The organism is Cupriavidus sp. H19C3, assembly GCF_049393815.1.
Taxonomy (GTDB): domain Bacteria; phylum Pseudomonadota; class Gammaproteobacteria; order Burkholderiales; family Burkholderiaceae; genus Cupriavidus.
Genome location: NZ_CP184985.1, coordinates 2,195,831 through 2,212,451, shown reverse-complemented (window position 1 = coordinate 2,212,451; position 16,621 = coordinate 2,195,831). Strand labels below are relative to the sequence as shown.

Annotated in this window: 17 protein-coding genes; 4 read left to right on the top strand and 13 right to left on the bottom strand. The window is 67.8% G+C overall.

Annotated features, from left to right (window positions below; genetic code table 11):
- Positions 1-68: 68 nt before the first annotated feature.
- Both DFLDMN_RS10290 and DFLDMN_RS10285 read right to left on the bottom strand, forming a co-directional pair.
- Positions 69-1,217 (bottom strand): anhydro-N-acetylmuramic acid kinase, encoded by a 1,149-nt coding sequence (locus tag DFLDMN_RS10290; protein ID WP_423194870.1) that lies wholly within the window; start codon positions 1,215-1,217, stop codon positions 69-71.
- Between the two features lie 4 nt (positions 1,218-1,221).
- Entirely contained in the window at positions 1,222-2,604 is a 1,383-nt protein-coding gene (locus tag DFLDMN_RS10285) for a M23 family metallopeptidase (protein ID WP_423194869.1), read from the bottom strand.
- 282 nt (positions 2,605-2,886) lie between these two features.
- Between DFLDMN_RS10285 and tyrS the strand changes: the two genes are divergently transcribed.
- From tyrS to DFLDMN_RS10265, 4 genes are read left to right on the top strand one after another with little or no spacing between them, the layout of a single operon-like run.
- Positions 2,887-4,128, top strand: a complete 1,242-nt coding sequence (gene tyrS / locus DFLDMN_RS10280) for a tyrosine--tRNA ligase (RefSeq protein WP_423194868.1) — start codon at positions 2,887-2,889, stop codon at positions 4,126-4,128.
- Positions 4,125-4,595, top strand: coding sequence for a D-aminoacyl-tRNA deacylase (gene dtd, locus DFLDMN_RS10275; RefSeq protein WP_423194867.1), 471 nt, complete (start codon positions 4,125-4,127; stop codon positions 4,593-4,595). The genes tyrS and dtd overlap by 4 nt, the downstream gene beginning before the upstream one ends.
- Positions 4,596-4,614: 19 nt before the next feature.
- Positions 4,615-5,268 (top strand): YbhB/YbcL family Raf kinase inhibitor-like protein, encoded by a 654-nt coding sequence (locus tag DFLDMN_RS10270; RefSeq protein WP_423194866.1) that lies wholly within the window; start codon positions 4,615-4,617, stop codon positions 5,266-5,268.
- Between the two features lie 40 nt (positions 5,269-5,308).
- Entirely contained in the window at positions 5,309-5,983 is a 675-nt protein-coding gene (locus DFLDMN_RS10265) for a histidine phosphatase family protein (protein WP_423194865.1), read from the top strand.
- A 13-nt stretch (positions 5,984-5,996) separates the two neighbouring features.
- On the opposite strand, the gene DFLDMN_RS10260 is transcribed toward DFLDMN_RS10265, so the two are convergent.
- From DFLDMN_RS10260 to DFLDMN_RS10210, 11 genes are all read right to left on the bottom strand, one after another.
- Entirely contained in the window at positions 5,997-6,659 is a 663-nt protein-coding gene (locus tag DFLDMN_RS10260) for a queuosine precursor transporter (RefSeq protein WP_423198375.1), read from the bottom strand.
- A gap of 293 nt (positions 6,660-6,952) precedes the next feature.
- The gene (locus DFLDMN_RS10255; RefSeq protein ID WP_423194864.1) at positions 6,953-7,537 is read right to left on the bottom strand and encodes a BPSL1445 family SYLF domain-containing lipoprotein; all 585 of its coding nucleotides are present in this window, start codon (positions 7,535-7,537) and stop codon (positions 6,953-6,955) included.
- A gap of 35 nt (positions 7,538-7,572) precedes the next feature.
- Positions 7,573-8,160 (bottom strand): hypothetical protein, encoded by a 588-nt coding sequence (locus DFLDMN_RS10250; protein WP_423194863.1) that lies wholly within the window; start codon positions 8,158-8,160, stop codon positions 7,573-7,575.
- 216 nt (positions 8,161-8,376) lie between these two features.
- Positions 8,377-9,459, bottom strand: coding sequence for a Holliday junction branch migration DNA helicase RuvB (gene ruvB, locus DFLDMN_RS10245; protein ID WP_423194862.1), 1,083 nt, complete (start codon positions 9,457-9,459; stop codon positions 8,377-8,379).
- A 37-nt stretch (positions 9,460-9,496) separates the two neighbouring features.
- Positions 9,497-10,078, bottom strand: a complete 582-nt coding sequence (gene ruvA / locus DFLDMN_RS10240; RefSeq protein WP_423194861.1) for a Holliday junction branch migration protein RuvA — start codon at positions 10,076-10,078, stop codon at positions 9,497-9,499.
- Between the two features lie 21 nt (positions 10,079-10,099).
- On the bottom strand, positions 10,100-11,326 hold the full coding sequence (locus DFLDMN_RS10235) for a glycerophosphodiester phosphodiesterase (RefSeq protein ID WP_423194860.1): 1,227 nt from the start codon (positions 11,324-11,326) through the stop codon (positions 10,100-10,102).
- 6 nt (positions 11,327-11,332) lie between these two features.
- Complete coding sequence (ruvC, locus tag DFLDMN_RS10230) at positions 11,333-11,878, bottom strand: crossover junction endodeoxyribonuclease RuvC (RefSeq protein ID WP_423194859.1); 546 nt, start codon at positions 11,876-11,878, stop codon at positions 11,333-11,335.
- A gap of 202 nt (positions 11,879-12,080) precedes the next feature.
- Positions 12,081-13,655 (bottom strand): bifunctional phosphoribosylaminoimidazolecarboxamide formyltransferase/IMP cyclohydrolase, encoded by a 1,575-nt coding sequence (purH, locus tag DFLDMN_RS10225; protein ID WP_423194858.1) that lies wholly within the window; start codon positions 13,653-13,655, stop codon positions 12,081-12,083.
- Positions 13,656-13,676: 21 nt separating this feature from the next.
- Positions 13,677-13,910: a Fis family transcriptional regulator gene (locus DFLDMN_RS10220; protein WP_019447044.1), complete on the bottom strand. Its 234-nt coding sequence runs from the start codon at positions 13,908-13,910 to the stop codon at positions 13,677-13,679.
- Positions 13,907-14,983 carry a tRNA dihydrouridine synthase DusB gene (gene dusB, locus DFLDMN_RS10215; protein WP_423194857.1) on the bottom strand — a complete coding sequence of 359 codons (1,077 nt, stop codon included), beginning with the start codon at positions 14,981-14,983 and terminating at the stop codon, positions 13,907-13,909. The genes DFLDMN_RS10220 and dusB overlap by 4 nt, the downstream gene beginning before the upstream one ends.
- A 312-nt stretch (positions 14,984-15,295) precedes the next feature.
- Positions 15,296-16,615 carry a UbiH/UbiF/VisC/COQ6 family ubiquinone biosynthesis hydroxylase gene (locus DFLDMN_RS10210; protein WP_423198374.1) on the bottom strand — a complete coding sequence of 440 codons (1,320 nt, stop codon included), beginning with the start codon at positions 16,613-16,615 and terminating at the stop codon, positions 15,296-15,298.
- Between the last annotated feature and the right edge of the window lie 6 nt (positions 16,616-16,621).

The following is a 16,621-nucleotide window of genomic DNA, read 5'->3' as shown; positions in this document are numbered from 1 at the left end:
CAAAAAAAGCGCACTTCGGTGCGCTTTTTTTTATGGCTGCGACATGTGGGCGCCACTCTGCTTCCGCGTCAGCGTGGATACAACGCGCCCAGCACGCGCGGTCCGGCCGCGCCGGTGACGGTCGGCACGTTACCCGCGGCACGATGCACGCACTGACGTGCCAGCCACGCAAACGCGATCGCCTCGACCTGCGACACGGGCACCCCGAAGGCGTCGGTGGTTTGCACGGTGACGCCTGGCAGCGCCCGCGCCAGGCGGTCCATGATGTAGCCGTTGCGCGCGCCGCCGCCACAGACGATCAGGCGCCTGGCATCGCTGGCGTGCGCTCTGACGTCGCGCGCGATGGCCTCGGCTGTGAGGGCCGCGAGCGTGGCCTGCACGTCGGCCGGCGCCGGCACGCGCGCGCCGCTCGCGGCCAGGCCTTCCTGCAGCCAGCGCGGGTGGAACAGGTCGCGACCGGTGCTCTTGGGGGGCGGCAGGCGGAAATAGGGCTCGTCGAGGCAGCGTGCGAGCAGCGCATCATCGACCTGGCCGGTGGCGGCCCAGTGACCGTTGTCGTCGTATGGTACGCCGCGGTGCCGATGCACCCAGTCGTCGAGCAGCGCATTGCCGGGGCCGCAATCGAAGCCCGACACCGGCCGCCCGCTGCGGGCCGCGGGGAGGATGCTGATATTGGAGATGCCGCCGATATTGCAGACCACGCGGGTCTCGTCCGGCGCGCCGAACAGCGCCGCGTGCAGCGCCGGCACCAGCGGCGCGCCCTGGCCGCCGGCCGCGATGTCGCGACTGCGGAAATCGGCCACCACGTCGATGCCGGTCAGCTCGGTCAGCAGCGCCGGATGCTGGCTCTGGCGCGTGTAGCCGATGCCGTCGTACTGGCCCGGGCGATGCCGGATGGTCTGGCCGTGCGCACCGATGGCGGCGACGCCGGACGCGCCCACCTCGGCCATCCGCAGGAGCGTGGCCACGCAGTCCGCATACACGCGCGCCAGCGCATTGGCGGCCATGGCCTCGCGATGGATTTCGTCGTCGCCGGGTTGCTGGAGCGCGCCGAACGCTTCGCGCAGTTCGGCAGGGAAAGGCTGATGGGCCGCGGCCAGGACCACCGGCCGCGCACCCGACAGGTCGACCAGGACGCCGTCCGCGCCGTCCATGCTGGTACCGGACATCAGTCCGATATAGCGTTGCAGGTCGTGCGCGGCGGACGGTGCGGTCATATGGTCAGTTGGCGGCGGTCAGGACGTTGTAAGTGCGCAGCGCGTTGATGCGGCTGAGCATGCCGCTGGTGTAGCTCAGGAATTCCTGGCGCGCCTTGCCGGTCAGGGCGGGGGCTTCCATCAGCGTGATCGACAGCGGATTCTGCGGCACGTCGTTGAAACGGAATTCGTAGTGCAGGTGCGGCCCGGTCGCCCAGCCGGTCTGCCCGACGTAGCCGATGACCTCGCCCTGTGTCACGTGCTGGCCCTGGCGCAGGTTGGCAAAGCGCGACAGGTGGGCGTAGTAGGTCGAATAGTGGCCGGCATGCTCGAGCACGACAATATTGCCGTACCCGTTCTGCTGGCCGACGAACTCGACGGTGCCGTCGCCGGTGGCGAACACCCTGGTTCCGCTCGGCGCGGCAAAGTCTACGCCCTTGTGCTGGGCCCACTGGTGATGGAGCGGGTGATCGCGGCCGCCGAAACCGGACGATACGCGCGAGAACTCGACCGGCGAACGCAGGAACGGCCGCTTCATGCTGCGCCCGTCGAACGTGTAGTATGCGCCGCGGCCGCCTTCCGGCGCAAACCACAGCGCCTGGTGCAGGGCATTGCGGTTGATCAGCTCGACCGCGATCACGCGCCCATTGCGCACGAAGCTGCCGTCGCGGAAACCGGCTTCATAGATGATGCGGAAGCGGTCGCCGCTGGCAATATCGTGGTGGAAGTCGATCACGCCCGAGAAGATCGAGATCATCTGCGCGACGATCTCGTCGGGCACGTAGGCGGCGTCCATGGCCTTGAAGAAGCCACCGCTGCCGATGGCGCCCGACGCCATTTCGTAGCGCACATCGTTGGCGACCGTGTTGACGCGTGCCTTGTAGGTGAAATCGGCACCTTCCCGGGCCACGCGCTCGATCACGAGCTCGCGCGAGGTGGCGGCATCGCCGCCGAGATTGGCCTGCAGCGAAACCAGCAGGTTGCTGTCGTCGACCTCGGCCTGCACACCCTGGCCCGGGTCCAGATCGAACAGCGCGCGTGCGGTACGGTTCTTCAGGATGAACGCCTGCGCATCGGGATCTTCCACGCCCATGCGGCGCAGCAGCGAGGCGATGGTATCGCCGCGCTGCATATGTTCCTGGCGGATATAGACACCGGTATCGGCGTCGGTCAGCTGCGCCAGTTGCTCACGCAGGTCCGGCAGGCGCAGCGACTGCTGCACGCGCGGCGCATCGGGATCGTCATAGGCATTGCGGGGGGCAACGCCCATCGCCGCGGCCATGCCGAGGGTGAACACGGTACCCACGGAAGCAGTCAGCTGCTTGCGCCGGCGGGCGTGCAAAGGGTTGGTGGGGTCGACGAGCACCACCAGCTCGCGCGCGAAAACTTCGCGGAGTCTGGACCACATCACGTAAAATTCAGCCTTGGTTCGGGCACGCGTCCGCAACGATGTGTGTCGTCTGCCTTCCTCCCCCGAGGTGCGGCGCGGCCATGTTTCTGTCTGGTCTATGTGTGTCCGCCATTAGAATTGGCGGATGTTGCGGCTGTCCTGCGGCGGTTGCCGGGGTCCTTCGATCCAGGGATCTTGTAGGACCCAGCCTGACTGGCAATGACAGCGAAAGCGCGGATTATACCTAGAATCCGCCCGCTTGTCAGCGCGGATTTTCCATGTATTTCAACGACTTACGTCATGACTGATGTCCCCCCGGCCAACGCGGCCAAATATCCCCTGACGCCGTCGGTGATGCACGCGCTGGAAGTGTCCAAGCGCGGCTGCGACGAGCTGCTGATCGAGGCCGAATGGCTGCAGAAGCTGGCCCGCAGCGAAGCCACGGGCGTGCCGCTGCGTATCAAGCTCGGGCTCGATCCCACCGCGCCGGACATCCACCTCGGCCATACCGTGGTCCTCAACAAGCTGCGCCAGCTGCAGGACCTCGGCCATCAGGTGATCTTCCTGATCGGCGACTTCACCTCCACCATCGGCGATCCGTCGGGCCGCAACAGCACGCGGCCGCCGCTTACGCGCGAGCAGATCGAGGCCAACGCCCAGACCTACTATCGCCAGGCCAGCCTCGTGCTGGACCCGGACAAGACCGAGATCCGCTACAACAGCGAGTGGTGCGATCCCCTCGGGGCGCGCGGCATGATTCAGCTGGCGGCCAAATACACGGTGGCCCGCATGATGGAGCGCGACGACTTCACCAAACGATTCCGGTCTGGGATTCCGATTTCGGTCCATGAGTTCCTTTATCCGTTGATGCAGGGCTACGACTCGGTCGCGCTCAAGGCCGATATCGAGCTCGGCGGCACCGACCAGAAGTTCAACCTGCTGGTCGGGCGCGAACTGCAGAAGGAGTACGGCCAGGAGCCGCAATGCATCCTGACCATGCCGCTGCTGGTAGGCCTCGACGGCGTGGAGAAGATGTCGAAGTCCAAGAACAACTACATCGGCGTGACCGAGGCGCCGAACGACATGTTCGGCAAGCTGATGAGCATCTCGGACGAACTGATGTGGCAGTACTACACGCTGCTGTCGTTCCGGCCGATGAGCGAGATCGACCTGATGAAGCAGGAGATCGCGCTGGGCCGCAATCCGCGCGACTGCAAGGTGGCGCTGGCGCAGGAGATCGTCACGCGCTTTCACAGCGCCGCCGACGCCGAGCGTGCGCTGGAGGACTTCAACCATCGCGCGCGCGGCGGCATTCCGGATGACATCCCGAGCGTGCAGCTCGAGGGCGCACCGCTTGGCATCGCGCAGCTGCTCAAGCAGGCCAACCTGGTGCCCTCGACGTCCGAGGCCAATCGCAATATCGAGCAGGGCGGCGTGCGTATCGACGGCACGGCGGTCACCGACAAGTCCACCAAGGTGGCGGCCGGCACCTATGTGGTGCAGGTGGGCAAGCGCCGTTTTGCGCGCGTGACGCTGGCATGATCGCATTGATCCAGCGCGTCTCGCAGGCGCGCGTCACCGTCGGCGACCGGATCACCGGCGAAATCGGCCCGGGCCTGCTCGCGCTGGTCTGTGCCGAACGCGGCGATGGCGAGAGCCAGGCCGAGCGACTGCTCGCCAAGCTCCTGTCATACCGCGTGTTCGCGGACGCCGACGGCAGGATGAACCTGCCCGTGCAGAACGTCGACGGGCACGGCACCGCCGGCGGGCTGCTGGTGGTCTCGCAGTTCACGCTGGCGGCCGATACCAACAGCGGCACGCGGCCAAGCTTTACGCCGGCGGCCTCGCCCGAGGACGGCCGCCGCCTGTACGATCATTTCGTTGCGCGCGCCCGTGCCGCCCACCCGTCGGTGCAGACCGGCGAGTTCGGCGCGATGATGCAGGTCAGCCTGGTCAACGACGGTCCCGTCACGTTCTGGCTGCGTGTGCCACCTGCCAGCGCGGCATGACCCTCAGCAGGAGCCATCGATGAAACTCTGGAGCAAGGATTTCGCGAACGACACGCCGATTCCGGGCGAGTTCGCCTTCCAGGTGCCCGATGCGGGCAGCCATGTCGCGCTGTCGGCGAACCGCAATCCGGGTTTGCATTGGGACGAGGTGCCGGCCGGTACGCGCTCGTTTGCGCTGCTGTGCCGCGATCCCGACATGCCTGCGCTGGCAGCGATGGCGCCGGCGGGAGACGAGGGCCGGCCCCTGGCGGCATCGCTGCCGCGCGCCACGTTCTATCACTGGGTGCTTGTCGATATTCCACCGGGCCTTGACACGATTTCCGCAGGCACGCACAGCGACGGCGTGATCGCGCGCGGCAAGCCGGGCCCCGAGGCCCTGGTCGGCACCGCCACCGCGGGTGGCCTGCGCCATGGCCTCAACGACCTGACGGCGTGGTTGGCCAACGATCCCGACATGTGCGGCGACTACTTCGGCTACGACGGCCCATGCCCGCCTTGGAACGACACCGTGGTCCACCGCTACGAATTCACGGTATATGCACTCGACCTCGACCGTTTGCCGGTCGAGGGCAACTTCACGGGCGCGCAGGTATTGGCCGCGATGCAGGGCCATGTGCTGGCGCAGGCCAGTTATACCGGCACCTACACCCTCAACCCCGATCTGATCCGCTAAACTCCGGCACCCCAGCAGACGCCCCAAGGAACCGACCGGCATGTCGCAAATCCCCGGCCCGCACTCGATGGCCTATACCCACCTGATCGTGATCCGTCACGGCGAAACCGCCTGGAATCGCGAGCGGCGCCTGCAGGGCCAGCTCGATGTGCCGCTGAACGATACCGGCCGCGCGCAGGCGCGTGCCCTGGCCACGGCGCTCACGGGCGAGCCGATCGACGCGATCTATGCGAGCGACCTGGGCCGCGCGCTCGAGACGGCGGCCCCGCTGGCCGAGGCGCTCGGCCTCGCGGTCCGTCCCGAGCGGGATCTGCGCGAGCGCTGCTACGGCGATCTTCAGGGCATGACCTATGCCGAGGTGGCCGAACAGCGGCCCGAGGATTTTGCGCGCTGGCAGGCGCGCGTGCCCGACTACGCGCCGCGCGGCGGCGAGTCGCTGCTGACCTTCCAGGAGCGCACGGTCGAGATCGCGCTGTCGTTATCGCGGCGCCATCCGGGCGAGCGCATCGCCCTGGTGGCGCACGGCGGCGTGCTCGACTGCCTCTACCGCGAAGCCACCGGTATGACGCTCGAGGCGCCACGCCAGCATGAGTTGCTCAATGCCAGCGTCAACCGCCTGCGCAGCGACAGCACCCATCTGACGCTATTGCAGTGGGCCGATGTGAATCACCTCTCCGCACTGGCCCTCGACGAGGTCGACAAGCGCGTGCCCTGAGTACCGGCCCGTGTCAGACGCGCAGCCGGAACGGGGTGAAATTGGTGTGCCGGTCGAACCAGTCCTCGTTCTCGGCGCGCTTGAGAAAGCCGACCACCTTGTAGGTGACGGGGGTCATCACGACTTCCCAGCCGGTCTTCAGCACATACTGCGCCACCGCGACCTGCACCACCTTCTCCAGCGGCCAGATGCCGTAGAACGCGATCACGTAGAACAGTGACGAGTCGACCAGCTCGCCCGCCAGCGTCGAGCCGATGGTGCGTGTCCACAGCCAGCGTCCGCCGCTCCACAGCTTCATCTTGGCCAGCACGTAGCTGTTGGCGAAGCTGCCGCAGCAGAACGCGACAAGCGAGCCGAGCGCGATGCGCCAGGTATTGCCGAACACATCCTGCAGACTCTTCTGGTAGTCGGCCATGAACGGCGCCACCGGCATTGCCAGCACCACGAAGCTCATGAAACTGGCAAAGGCGAGCGCGGCAAAACCGGCCCATACCACGCGCCGGTCGCGGCCGTAGCCGTACACCTCGGTCAGGATGTCGCCGAAGATGTAGGAGATGGGAAAGAACAGCACGCCGGCGCCGAAGGTTACCGGACCCAGTACCGGCAGGGTGACCTGGGCTGCCTTGGCGGCGCCGATCAGGTTGGAGCAGAGCAGGACCGTGACGAACGCGACCATGACAAGGTCGTAGTAGCGATAGACCCGGCCCGTGGATGCAGCGGGAGCGGGCACGGGGTGGGTGGCGCTGTCCGTGGCCGGTGGGGTGGTGACCGGGGTGGTGACGGGGGTGGTGACAGAGGGGGCGACTCGGGAGGCAACTTCGGGGGCGGGCATTTCGCGGTTCCGGTCGGGGCGACGTTCGCGCGATTATGCCAGCGGGCGGGCGACGGTGCCGGCGGCGGAAAAAGGGGGGGGATGCCGGGACAGGGCAAAGCCCTGCGCGCGCACACGCGCAGGGTGCCGAAGGCGAATCAGAGCTGGAGCTTGCTGATCTTCGAGCCGTCCAGCGAGGCGTCGAACATCAGGCCGGCATTGGTTTGCACGAACGCGATCACCGGCTGCTGCGCCGTCACCGTATCGAGCTTGCCGTTTGCACCGACCTTGGCGAGCGCGACGCTGGCGTCGGCGCCAACGGTCCAGCCGCTGCTCTGCACAAACTTGTTGTATGCCTCGGGCGTCATGAACATGATGATGACCGCTTTGGACTGGCCACCCGCGGTGAGTCCGAACGAGCCCGAGATGGTGCGGTAATAGCCGACCGTCGCGCCCTTGGAGCGCAACGCGCCATCGCCGTATTCGCCGCCGATCACCAGCCCGCCGGACAGCACGCGCGGAAAGACCAGCATGCCCTGCGCGCGCGAGGCGAGTTCCCGTGCGCCGTCCACCGAGCCATAAAGCCGGTTGAGCGCGCCATCCACGCCGGCATCGATCTCCTGCCGCCTGGCCGCGGCGTCCGAGGGCGTACTGGTTCCCGTGGTGGTGCAGCCCGCGGCGAACGCGGTAGCAACCACGAGGCCCGACCCGGCGACGCGGGTCACGAAATGACGTCGATTCATGGATGACCTCCAGAGCAAACTGCCGATGGGACCGCTCAACCTGCCGAGGGTGACTGCACCGTGATGGATACCACCTCACGGAAAACGATCCTGGCCATCTGCCCGCGCTTGATGCCCGTCAGGTCGATGGCCGGATCCTCGACCTTGACCGTGCGCAGCGTCTCGCGCGGGCCGCGGAATGTGACGGTGCGCCGGCTGGTATCGACCTTGGTGATCTCGGCCGTCACAGTGGTGGTGATCTCGCGCATGATGCCGGGCTTGGCGCCTTCGGCCGCGCGCGAGGTGCGCTCGACCTGTTCCATCATGGCCACATCCTTGCTGCCCACCGGGTCCAGGCTGGCCACGATGGCAGCCTCGCGCTTGAGAGTGACGATGTCGCCCTTGCGGATATTGCCGAAGTTGCGTGCTTCGTCGCCGGCGACCAGCTCGACCAGATTGCCGCGCGGGCCCTGCACGAGCACCGCTTTCGACTGGGGATCGATCTCCACGACCTTGCCGCTGACTACTGCCTCTTCGGCGATACCCACCGGCGGCTTGGCTGCCTGTGCGGAAACGGTGCCGGCCGTCGCCGCGAGCAGGATGATGAGCGAAAGACGGCAGGCAAGGCGGGAAGTGACGATCATGGCGTTATCGGCGCGCTGGGCGCGGTCATGGAAACGATGCAGCCATTGTGGACAAGTGGTCAGGGACCGGCAATCCACTTCGAAAAAATTTGGAGGGGCGGTTGAAAACGTTTAATTGACGCGCCTGCGCGCAAGTGTTGCGGCACGCGGGGGGAGTTCGGGGCGGTCACGGATGTGCCCCGACGCGCAGGCGTCAGGGCGCAGCGGAGTGGCGGGTCAGGAAGCGTCGAAGAGGCCGCCGTCGTTGCCGTCCTGCGGCGAGGCGAGGCCAAAGTGGCGATAGGCCGAGGCGGTGGCGACGCGGCCGCGCGGCGTGCGTTGCAAAAAGCCTTGCTGGATCAGGTAGGGCTCCAGCACATCTTCGATGGTGTCGCGCTCCTCGCCGATGGCGGCGGCCAGGTTGTCGATCCCCACCGGGCCCCCGCCGAACTTGTGCAGCACGGCCTCCAGCAGCTTGCGGTCCATCAGGTCGAAGCCGGCGCGGTCGACGTCGAGCATCGCCAGCGCCGCATCGGCGATCTCGCGCGTAATGGTGCCGTCGCTCTTGACCTCGGCGTAGTCGCGCACGCGCCGCAGCAGGCGGTTGGCGATACGCGGTGTGCCGCGCGCGCGGCGCGCAATCTCGAGCGCGCCCTGCGGCTCGATGCGGGCGCCGAGCAGTTGCGACGAACGCGTGACGATGCGCGCGAGCTCCTCGGCGGTATAGAACTCCAGCCGCGCCACGATGCCGAAGCGGTCGCGCAGCGGATTGGTCAGCATACCGGCGCGCGTGGTCGCCCCTACCAGCGTGAATGGCTGCAGGTCGAGCTTGACCGAACGCGCGGCCGGACCCTCGCCGATCATGATGTCGATCTGGTAGTCCTCGAGCGCGGGGTACAGGATTTCCTCGACGACCGGCGACAGCCGGTGGATCTCGTCGATAAAGAGAACGTCGTTGGCTTCGAGGTTGGTCAGCAGCGCGGCGAGGTCGCCGGGCCGCTCGAGCACCGGCCCCGAGGTCTGGCGCAGGTTCACGCCCATTTCCCGCGCGATGATATGAGCCAGCGTGGTCTTGCCGAGGCCCGGCGGGCCGAACAGCAGCACGTGGTCGAGCGCCTCGCGGCGCTTGCGTGCCGCATGCATGAAGATATCGAGCTGGCCGCGGACCTTTTCCTGGCCGACATATTCGTCGAGCAGCTTCGGCCGCAGCGCGCGCTCGAACGCTTCCTCCTGGGTGGAGGCGGCGGTGGCGGCGATCACGCGCTCGGGGGCGCCATCGGGATGGCGGGCGGCGCCGGTCAGCTTGTCGGTTTCGATCATGAGGCGGTCTGGAGCGGGTTGGCCGTCATTCTACGCCTCAGCCCTTCGAGAGCGCCTTCAGCGCCTGCTTGATCCCGTCGGAGACGCCCGTGCCGGCCGGTACCTGCTTGATGGCGAGGCTGGCTTCCTTCTCGGAATAGCCAAGCGCCAGCAGCGCATTGAGGATATCGACGGCCGTATCGGCCACCGGGGTGGCGCCCGGCGCGTGACCGAGCTCGGCACCGAGCTTGCCCTTGAGTTCCAGCAGCAGCCGCTCGGCCGTCTTCTTGCCGATGCCGGGAATGCGCGTCAGCCGTCCGGCTTCCTGCAGCGTGATGGCCTGGGCCAGTTCCGCAACCGACAGCCCCGACAGCACGGCCAGCGCCATGCGCGCGCCGATGCCGCTAATCTTGATCAACTCGCGAAAGGTATTGCGTTCGGCCGCGGTACCAAAGCCGTAGAGCAGGTGCGCGTCCTCGCGCACGATCAGTTGCGTCAGCAGCGTGACCGGTTGTCCCACGGCAGGCAGGTTGTAGAACGTGCTCATCGGCACATCGACCTCGTAGCCGACGCCGTGACAGTCGACCAGCAGGTGCGGGGGATGCTTCTCGATCAGGGTGCCGGCAATGCGTCCGATCATGATGGCGGAAATCTCCAGGTATCAGGGGGCGGGCTGGTCGACCGCGCGGCGGCCCAGTGCGGGGTCGTCGGTAAAGATGCCGTCGACGCCGGCTGCCAGGTAGGCGTCAACCTCGCGCACCATGCCGGCAGGGTTGCGCGTGGACGCATCGCCGGCTGCCTGCAGCGCTTTGGGCAGGAAACTGTTTTCGGGCCGGAACGTGTACGGATGCACGACGAGGCCGGCGGCATGGGCATTGCGCACCAGCGCGGTGGGCTCGCCGAGCCGGCCCTGTGCGTCGCGGGGGATCACCAGGCTCTTCTCGGGGCCGATGCCGTTGGCGTACGTCGCTACCTCGCGCAGGCCGAGCGGGGTCAGCATGTCCGCATAGGTGCGCGTATCGCCGGCGAGCCGCCAGTCCGCGGGACGATGGCTGCCGCCCGCGATCAGCTGCGTGATGCGCACGTTGGGCATGGTGTTGCCCAGCAGCCGGCGCATGGTGCGCAGCGCGCCTGGCTCGAACGATTGCACATAGACCGGCGCGCCGCGCGCGTAGGCGCTGGCTTGCAGGGCGGCGGCGAGTTTCTCTTCGAGCGGCAGGCCGATGCCACGGAAGTAGCTCGGATGCTTCAGCTCGGGATAGAGGCCGACCGGCCGCCCGCGCTTCTGTGCGGCCTGGGCGGCCAGCGCGAGGATCTCGTCGAAGGTGGCGATCTCGAACTGGCCGTCATAGCGCGTATTGGCGGCGCGCAGCCGCGGAATGCGCTCGCGTGCGCGCAGGGTCTTCAGCTCGGCGAGCGTGAAGTCCTCGGTGAACCACCCGGTCAGCCGCTCGCCATCGACCACCTTGATGCGCCGGCGGTCGGCAAACTGCGGCAGCGTGGCGACATTGGTCGTGGTGCTGATGTCGTTCTCGTGGCGCGCCACCAGCACGCCGTCCTTGGTCGGGACGAGATCGGGCTCGATAAAATCGGCGCCATCCTCGATGGCCTTGGCATAGGACGCCAGCGTGTGTTCCGGCCGTAGCGCGGGAGCGCCGCGGTGGCCAATCACGAGCGCCTTCCGCACCGGCGCGGGCGGTGGCGTGGGCGCGCTCGGGGCGGGGGCCGGCGCAGGCGTGGTGCAGGCCGCCAGCGCGATAACGGCTACGCCGGCGAGCCAGCGTAGCGCGCCGCGGCGCGGGGCGATGGGGTGGATGGCGATGGGGTGGACGGCGATGGGGTGGATGGCGATGCGGCGCAGGGCCGGGCGTTGGGCAAAGGGACGCATGGGCGCTTACCCGACCAGACGGCCGCGCCGCACGCGCAGGCCCTTGCGCACGAGTTCGGGGGCGAGGCCCGAGAGCGCATTGAGCGTATCGCCGCCATTCGCATGGCAGATCGCCACGCCGAGCGCATCGGCCGCGTCGGAACTTGGCCGGCCCGACAATGCCAGCAGTCTCGTCACCATTTCCTGTACCTGCTCCTTGTTGGCGCGACCATAGCCCACCACGGCCACCTTGAGCTGGAGCGCCGTGTATTCGAATACGGGCAGGCCATGCCCCACGAGCCCGCAGATGGCGGCGCCGCGTGCCTGGCCAAGCAACAGCGTCGACTGGGGATTGACGTTGACGAAGACCTTCTCGATGGCCGCGCAGTCGGGGGCATAGGCCCGCGCCACCTCGCTGATACCGTCGTACAGGGTCTTGAGCCGCTCGGGCAGGCCCGATTCGCCGTCGCTCTTGATGGTTCCCGATGCCACGTAGGCGAGCCGGGTGCCATGCTTCTCGATCACGCCGAAGCCGGTGGTGCGGAGGCCGGGATCGATGCCTAGGATACGCATGGGCTGGGTGGCATGGGGATGGGGTGGGATGGGAAAGCCGAATGGCGGTAGTTTAACCGCTTGCCTTCCCATCCGCGCCGCCGCGTGCGCGGCGGGATGATGCGGGGGTGGCGCTCGCACCCAGGGTCGCGCCCGGGCTTGTCGCGGCGCCGCGCCCGCCTCGCATCCGCCGGGCGCAGCGCGATATCAGCGCCGGGTCAACTCAATGACGGAAATGCCGCGCGCCGGTCAGCACCATGGCGACATTGCGCTCGTCGGCGGCCGCGATCACTTCGTCGTCGCGTACCGAACCGCCCGGCTGGATCACGCAGGTCGCGCCCGCATCGACCACCACGTCGAGGCCGTCGCGGAACGGGAAGAACGCGTCCGACGCCACCGCCGATCCGGCCAGGGTCAGGCCGGCATTCTGGGCCTTGATGCTGGCGATACGCGCCGAGTCGACACGGCTCATCTGGCCCGCGCCCACGCCGAGCGTCATGCCGCCGCCGCAGAACACGATGGCGTTCGACTTGACGAACTTGGCCACGCGCCACGCGAACATCAGGTCGTCCATCTCCTTCGGCGTCGGATGACGACGCGTGACCACGCGCAGCTCGGACGGCTGCACGTTGCGCGCATCGGGACTCTGCACCAGCAGGCCGCCGCCCACGCGCTTGAGGTCGTACTGGTTCACGCCCTTGCCGAGCGGAATTTCCAGCAGACGCACATTCTGCTTGGCCGCGAACACGTTGCGCGCGGCGGTGCTGAACGACGGCGCGATCAGCACTTCCACGAACTGCCTGGCAACCGCCTGCGCGGCCGCTTCGTCGAGCTCGACGTTGAACGCGATGATGCCGCCGAAGGCCGAGGTCGAGTCGGTCTTGAACGCCTTGTCATAGGCCTCCAGCGCGTTCACGCCCAGCGCCACGCCGCACGGGTTGGCGTGCTTGATGATGACGCAGGCCGCGCCGGCGGACGCGTCGAACGACTTCACGCACTCCCACGCCGCATCGGCGTCGGCGATGTTGTTGTACGACAGTTCCTTGCCCTGCAGCTGGACGTAATTGGCCAGCGCGCCGTCGATGACCTTGAGGTCGCGGTAGAACGCGGCCGACTGGTGCGGATTTTCGCCGTAGCGCATTTCCTGCACTTTCTCGAAGGCGAGGTTGAGCGTCTGCGGGTAGGCGCTGCGACCGGCGTGCGTCTTGTCGCTACCGAGGCTGGTCAGGTAGTTGGTGATGGCGCCATCGTATTGCGCGGTGTGCGCAAAGACCTTGGTGGCCAGGCGGAAGTTGGTGTCGTAGCCCACCTGGTTGCCGTTGGCGCGCATTTCGTCGAGCACGGGCGCATAGTCGGCCGGATCGACGATCACGGTCACATCGCGGTGGTTCTTGGCCGCCGAGCGCAGCATGGTCGGGCCGCCGATGTCGATGTTCTCGATCGCGTCCGGCAGCGTGCAGTCGTCCTTGGCCACGGTCTGCTGGAACGGGTAGAGATTCACCACCAGCAGGTCGATGGTCGGAATGTCGTGCTTCGCCAGCGCGGCCATGTGCTCGGGCAGATCGCGACGCGCGAGAATGCCGCCGTGCACCTTGGGGTGCAGCGTCTTCACGCGCCCGTCGAGCATTTCCGGAAAGCCGGTGTAGTCGGCTACCTCGGTGACGGGCAGGCCGGCATCGGCCAGCAGCTTGGCGGTGCCGCCGGTGGAAAGCAGCACCACGCCGAGCGCGTTCAGTTCGCGCGCGAAGTCGACGATGCCGGTCTTGTCGGATACGGAGAGAAGGGCTTGCTTGATCATGGCTGGGGGGAACGCTTCAATTCAAAGTAAACCGTGTTGCTGCAGCTTCTTGCGCAGCGTGTTGCGATTGATGCCGAGATAGGCGGCGGCCAGCGACTGGTTGCGCTCGGCGCGCACCATCACGGCTTCCAGCAGCGGACGCTCGACGGCCTCCAGCACCATGTTGTACATGTTCGACGGCTCTTCGCCGTCGAGGTCGCGAAAGTAGGTATCCAGGCTGTCCCGGATGCATTGGTCGATGGCGTTGCGGCTCATGCGGCAAGCAATTCCCGTTTCTTGTTGTTGTCGAAGTCTTCTTGTCTGTCCTCGCCGGCGGCTCCGCCGGGCTCTTCCACATAGACCAGGCGATCCGAGATCAGCGCCTGTTCATCGAAGAAGGCATTGACGGCCTCGAGCTGCGCGTCGGTCGATTCCAGCGTATTCATGCGATGCCGGAACAGGTTGGCACCCTTGAGGCCGCGCGTGTACCAGGCGATATGCTTGCGCGCGGTGCGCACGCCCGTGAATTCGCCGTAAAACGCGTAGTGGTCCGCCAGATGGTGGTTCATGATGGCGCGGATCTCCGCCACCTCGGGCGAGGGCAGCAGCTCGCCGGTGGCGAGAAAATGCTCGATCTCGCGGAACAGCCACGGCCGTCCTTGCGCCGCGCGGCCGATCATGATGGCATCGGCGCCGGTCACGGTCAGCACGTGGCGCGCCTTGTGTGGCGAAGTGATATCGCCATTGGCCACCACCGGAATCCGCACCGCCGCCTTGACCGCGGCGATGGTGTCGTACTCGGCTTCCCCGTGATAGAGATCGGCGCGCGTGCGGCCGTGCACGGTCAGCATGCTGATGCCGGCGTCTTCGGCGATACGCGCCACACGCAACGCATTGCGGTGCTCGCGGTCCCAGCCGGTGCGGATCTTGAGCGTCACGGGCACGCGCTGGCCCACCGCGCCGACCACGGCCTCGACGATGCGCGCGACCAGCGGTTCGTTCTGGAGCAGGGCGGAGCCGGCCGCCACATTGCAGACCTTCTTGGCGGGGCAGCCCATGTTGATGTCGATGATCTGCGCGCCGCGATCGACGTTGTAGCGCGCGGCCTCGGCCATCATGGCGGGCTCGGCACCCGCGATCTGCACCGCGATGGGCTCGACCTCGCCGGCATGGTTGGCGCGGCGCATGGTCTTCTCGCTCTTCCACAACTGCGCGTTGGACGCCACCATCTCCGAGACGGCATAGCCGGCGCCGAGCTGCTTGCACAACTGGCGGAACGGCCGGTCGGTCACACCCGCCATGGGCGCGACAAACAGGTTGTTACGGAGACGATGCGGGCCGATTTGCACGATAGGTTGCGAGGCGACGGATCCGGTCGCGGTCGGGAAGTGTTGGAAAGTCGTCCGGCACACAACGCGTCCGGACAACGGCATTCGCCCGGAAAGTCGGCGCACTGGACGGGCACACCATGCAGGCGCGCCTCCATGCCGGAGGGTGGTCCGGTGGAGGTGGGTTTGCAGGCGAGAGGGCGCGATTTTACCGCCAAACCGGGGCGGCTGCTCAAGAATTGAGCAAATATCGTCGATCGGCGCGGCGGCGCTGCCCGCCGCCGCAACAATGGCCCGGAGTGCGGCCGGACCCTTGCCGGAATGACGGGCCGATCAGCGCCGCACGCCGTACATCATCTGCCGTGCCAGCGCGTGCTTGAGCGGCGCGGTGCATGACAGTGCCGCCAGCGCGGCCCCGCGCGCATGCGCGGCCAGCGGGCCACCCACGCCGAACACGCGCGGCAGCAGATCGGTCACGCCAATGGTCACGGCGCGGTCCACGCGGTGCCGCGCGGCAAACGCTTCCAGCGCCTGCGGCGTGCAGCCGGCACGCAACGAGTCGGCCAGCGCGAAGGCATCGCGCAGACCGAGGTTGAGGCCCTGTCCGGCCACCGGGTGCAGGGTTTGCGCGGCGTTGCCGACTGCCGCGACACGTCCGTCCACGGTCACCGGCGCGGCGTTAAGCCCGAGCGGATAGGCATGGCGCTTGCCGTGCAGCGCGAACGTGCCGAGCCGCGTGCCAAAGGCTTCGCCGAGCTCCCGCACGAACTGCGCTTCCGGCAGTGCGAGCCGGCGCGTGGCCGCGTCGGGGGGGCAGCACCACACCAGCGCGTAGCCGGAGGTGCCGTGATCCTCGTGTGGCAGCAGCGCGAGCGGGCCCTCCTCGGTAAAGCGTTCCCACGCCCAGCCCGGGAGCGGCCGCGATGCCGTGACGTGGCCGATGATCGCGGTCTGGCTGTAGTCGCGCCGGCGGCCCTGCGCGGCGGCGTGCCGGTGCCGACGCACCTGCTGGTGGAACAGGCCGCCCTCGGCCTGCACCACGATGCGCGCGGAGAAGGCCACCGGCAGGCCTTCGTGGTCGCCGTGCGAGGTGCCGGTCAGGCGTACCGCGGTGCGGTCGGCATGGGCGGCATGCGCCGGGTGTGCGGTGTGTGCCCGCTGTCCGCTCCCCGCGGCCCGATCGCTGGGCGCGCGCTCCTGCATCACGTCGTCGATACGGGTTTCGAAGACGCGTTCCAGCCGGCCCGGGGCAGCCTCCGCCGCGCGGCCCACGGCGCGCTCCAGCGCCTGGCACAGGTCGCCATAGCGCACCACATAGCCAAGCGCCGGCACACCGTAGTCATCGTGGTGGAGCTTGACGTGGCCGAAGCGGCCGCGCTGCGAGACGTGGATATGTTCGATCGGCTGCATCGGCACCGGCCAGGCCCCGATCTGCTCGAGCAGTTGCCGGCTGCCGTGCGACAGGGCGATGGCGCGCGGATCGCGCGCGGCGCGCGCGGGCGTGGCTGCGTCGATCAGCGTCAGCCGCCATGCGGTGGTACGCAGCAGCCGCGCCGCCAGCGCCAGGCCCACCGGCCCGCCGCCGACGATGACGATATCGCGCGGCTCGGCCCCCTCGGGCGCGCCGGGCACCGCCGGCGCCGCGGGCGTCATGGACCG